1 protein-coding gene and 1 pseudogene are annotated in these 4,592 nt (G+C 60.7%); both read left to right on the top strand.

What is annotated here, in order from left to right; all coding sequences use genetic code 11:
- Window positions 1-111 precede the first annotated feature (111 nt).
- Window positions 112-618: pseudogene (locus QZY07_RS13100) on the top strand (integrase core domain-containing protein); the annotation flags it as partial.
- A gap of 462 nt (window positions 619-1,080) precedes the next feature.
- On the top strand, window positions 1,081-3,969 hold the full coding sequence (locus QZY07_RS13095; RefSeq protein WP_295403352.1) for a calcium-binding protein: 2,889 nt from the start codon (window positions 1,081-1,083) through the stop codon (window positions 3,967-3,969).
- Window positions 3,970-4,592: the final 623 nt, after the last annotated feature.

Below are 4,592 nucleotides of genomic sequence, written 5' to 3'. Positions count from 1 at the left end.
GTCGATGTCGTGAAAAATGGCCATTCAATGACCCATTGATGAGAAAGTCACCTTGATTTTCAGCCTCCAGAGCGGCTTCGCCGCGACGTCCGACCTAAGTCGGACAGGCTCCTAGTCGCCATCATCGACTGGTATTCGCGCCGCGTGCTGACCTGGCGCCTGTCCAATACCCTGGAGGCGGGCTTCTGCGTGGATTGCCTGGAAGACGCCCTGCGGGTTCATGGACGCCCCGAGATCTTCAACACGGACCAAGGGTCGCAGTTCACCAGCACGGCGTTCACACGGACCCTCTTGGCGGCCGGGATCGATATCAGCATGGACGGGCGCGGGCGGGCATTGGACAACATCTTCGTCGAGCGGCTGTGGCGGAGCGTCAAATACGAAGACATCTACCTCAAGGGCTATGCCAGCTTGCCCGAGCTGCTCCTGGGGCTAACCGAGTATTTCGCCTTTTACAACCACGAACGTCCGCATCAATCGCTGGGGTACCTGACGCCGGAGGCGGTCTACCGCTCGGGGGAAGGCGGGGGAGCTAAAATCGTGGATCGCTTCGGCCAGGCAGAACAGGAACTGGGGCAGCGCCAAACCGCTGCGATGAACGTGGATAGTCCAGCTTAAATTCAGGGAAAAACTGTCCTGGACATGGGGTCCACTTTAGTGACCGAGTATCGGAGGGTGTCCGGTGTGTGCGCCTGCGGTCAATCCCATCGCCGCCCCTTTCCGGCTGCGGTGAGCGCGCCGGTTCAGGACGGCGCGGGACTCATGGCCTTCGCGGTCTATTTGACTCATAACTTAATGTGCAGTGAAGCGCAGCCCGGGTACGTCTTCGACCAGCAGGTGCAGTGGTAGCCGTCTCCCCTTGCCGGTCGCGCACGCCACGTCCTGCACCCGCTGCACCCGTGCCCCCGCCCGCAGCGCCAAGCTACGCGACAGCGCCCTCCCAACCGGCGGTTTCCTCCCCTCAGGCATCCCCGCCAACATCACTGTGTCCTTGCCGAACACCTTCCTTGGATGCTACGTTCCCCCTAACACTGGCCGCCGTGCGGTTGGATTTCCTATCCCTAAATTGCGGAGTCTGTCATGGCCATTTTTCCAGGTACCCCCAATCCAGACACGTATGACGGCACGGCAAGCGCCGATGCCATCTTGGGAAAGGAAGCCAACGACATCCTGAACGGCCTCGGCGGCGATGACACCATTTACGGTGGCGCGGGCAACGACACCCTCACTGGCGGGGAGGGAAACGACACGATCTACGACGACGACAACAACCCGTTCAACGATCCGCAGTCAGACAACGACAGCATACGCGGCGGCGCGGGCAACGACAGCATCATCTCATCGCAAGGCAATCACTTCCAGGACATCGACTTCCTGTATGGCGATGATGGCGACGACATCGTCTATCTGTCCGGCACGCAGACCGGCGACACCGCGGACGGCGGCATCGGCACCGACACGCTCGGACTCTTCCTAACGCGAGCAACCCAGAGCATTTTTGCGGCATTCAACACGGCTGGCTTTCAGGTTCAGTTGGGTGGCGTGAACGTCGTGTTTGCCTCGGCGTTCGAACGCGTGACGATCCGCGGCGGCTGGGCCGCAGACAATCTCACCGGCAGCAACTTGAACGACACGCTGGGCTCGAACGGCGTTGAGGCGGGGACAGAAGTGATCCGTGGCTTGGGCGGCAATGATTTCATCGAGATTCTGATGGTCGACTATCGTGGCTTCGGTGGCACCTATGATATCGACGGCGGAACTGGCACCGATACGTTCTACTTCAATCCTCAGCGCGGCACGTCCCAGTCGATCGCGTTCACGCTCGGCTCGACGTACACCATCGGGGGTACATCGATCGGCACGATTGCCGGTGTGGAGATCGCTAATTTCTCGGGTGGCACTGGGAACGACACTCTGATCGGCGGAGCTCGCGCGGACCAGCTTTTTGGCGACAACGGTGACGATACGCTGAGAGGCCTCGGTGGTAACGATTCCATGATTGGCGGCAGCGGTGCCGATACGCTTTACGGTGGTGACGGCAACGACAGGCTCACCGAGAACATTGGCAACGGGTCAGAGGCGGATCAGCTTTTTGGTGAGGCCGGCAATGATTTCTTGAGCGGCGGTGTCGGCAACGACATACTCGATGGCGGAATCGGGAACGACACGTACGACTATCAATCTGGGGACGCTATCATCGACGCATCAGGGATCGACAGCATCCAGACGCGCGACTCGACCCTGGACCTGCGCCAGTTCGCGATGATCGAAAACGTTCTGGCGTTATCGGGTTCGACGAGCACGGTGACCGGCAACGCGCTCGCCAACCGGATCGAGGTGCTGGGCACCAGCTTCGGAAGCTTGTCGAGCGATACCGGAGCGGGCGACGACATCGCGTTCGGCGGATACAAGGGCTCCGATATGATCTCGGGCAACGACGGCCGCGACCGGCTCGCGGGCCGCGGCGGCTCCGACACGCTGAACGGAGGGAACGACAACGATGTTCTCCGCGGCGGCGATGGCAATGACGCGCTGAACGGCGACGCGGGCAGCGACACGATCTACGGTGGCGATCAGAACGACCGCATCTCGGGCGGCGCTGGCGATGACATCTTGTATGGCGACAGCATCGATCCGACGGCCGTGGTCGGGCTCGGGACCGGCCATTTGACGAAATCGGCAGCTCCCGACAACTCGCCAGCACCCGTCTTAACCGACATTTCCAGTCTCTTCAAGGTGGCGGCCGATCCGAACGTGATCGCGTCCGATGTTCTGCCCCACCTGACTGTCGACTCGACCATGACACGCACGGGAACGTTCGGCGACGGTCTCGACCAGTTCATTATCAACGTTCTCAAGCCCGGCGCCAAGCTGATCGTCGATGTCGATCGCGCGCACCTTCCCGGCACGCTGTTCTCCGACATCAACATCACCGGCCCCAATTCCTTCGATACCGGCCGGAGCTTCAATTTCGCCCCCAAGACCGCCGGAGCCGGCGGATCGAACACCACCAACGACGCCTACGTGGAATTCGAACTGCCCGTGGCCGGGCGGTACATCATCTCGATCTCGGACGATTCCTTCGGTCAGTCGACCGATCTGCGTTACCGCGTACAGTTCTCGATCGGCACCCCGGGCGGCGACGACATTCTCGATGGCGGCGCCGGCAATGATCGCCTCAATGGCCAGCGTGGCAACGATCAGGCGAGCTATGCGAGCGCAACGGCGGCCGTGACCGCCTCGCTCCTCGTCACCACACCGCAAGACACCCGTGGAGGCGGCACCGATACCTTCGTTTCGATCGAAGGCCTCATCGGATCGAGATTCGGGGACACGCTGACCGGCGATGCCAAAGCGAATGTGATCGAAGGCGGCGATGGCAACGACACGCTGATCGGTGGCCTCGGCACCGACACTTTGAGCTACGCCAGCGCTACGGCGGACGTGAACGTCAATCTCGCGCTGACCGCCATCCAGAATACCGCCGGGGCTGGGCGAGATCTGGTGACCGGGTTCGAGAGCCTGACCGGAAGCGGTTTCAATGATTCGTTGCGCGGCACCGCTGCGGCGAACGTGATCAATGGCCTCGCCGGAGACGATACGATTTTCGGTCTCGGCGGAAATGACACCATCACGGGCGGCCAAGGTGTGGATGTCCTGAGCGGCGGATTGGGCCGTGATGTATTCGTCTACGACGAGCGAACGCCGTTCGGGTCACCGGTCGCACAGGACGAAATCACGGATTTCAAGTCCGGCGAGGACAAGATCGATCTCAAACTGTTGAGCTTCGCGAGTTTTGCCTACGCCGGAACAGGCCCATTCACGAGCGGGACGCAACTCGAGGTGCGTCACGTCAAAACCGGCGCCAACACGACGGTGGAGTTCGACTGGACCGGCGACGACGTTGCCGATATGTCGATCCTGCTGCTCGGCGTAGCGACCCTGACGCCCAACGATTTCATTCTGTAGTTCACCGGCACGGCGCGCGACAAGCGCGGCGTCGGCGGCCTGGATGGTGCCGCAGGCAACGACACGCTGAACGGCAACAACGGCAACAACCCCGCATCAGAGCCTGGGCTACCGCACGCCAGAGGATGTCCATCGCTCCGGCCAAGGCGGCGGTGTGACAATCGCCGATCGTTTTGCAGAGACACGGACAGAGACGCTCAGTGCCACCGCAAGCGCCAAGGGTAAGATGGGGCAGCGCCAAACCGCTGCAATGGCAGAGGCAGATTAACTTAAATTCGGGCTAAAACTGTCCTTGACATGGGGTCCACATCACTCATCATCTTGTGAACTCAACACTCAACCGGCTCCTATATTTTTGAAACCAAGCAACCGTCATCGCGACGAGTTGCGTGCAGCCCTCCAAGCCAGCCGCAACTCTTTTCTGTTTACCGGGTTATTCAGTCTGTTCATTAATCTGCTGATGCTTGTCCCGGCCATTTACATCTCACGTTTCGGAGTTGAAGTTCGCCATGGCGATCGTCTCAGACCTCCATAGAATCAGTCTCTGCGCCCTCCAATTGGAGGGTGAACTCATCGAGTTGCAGTGCCTGAACGAAGAAGCGCTGCACCTGCTCATCGATGGC

It is taken from the genome of uncultured Thiocystis sp., assembly GCF_903866365.1.
GTDB lineage: Bacteria > Pseudomonadota > Gammaproteobacteria > Chromatiales > Chromatiaceae > Chromatium.
The sequence above is the reverse complement of the archived record's forward strand: the minus strand, read 5'-3'. Positions and strand labels throughout refer to the sequence as shown.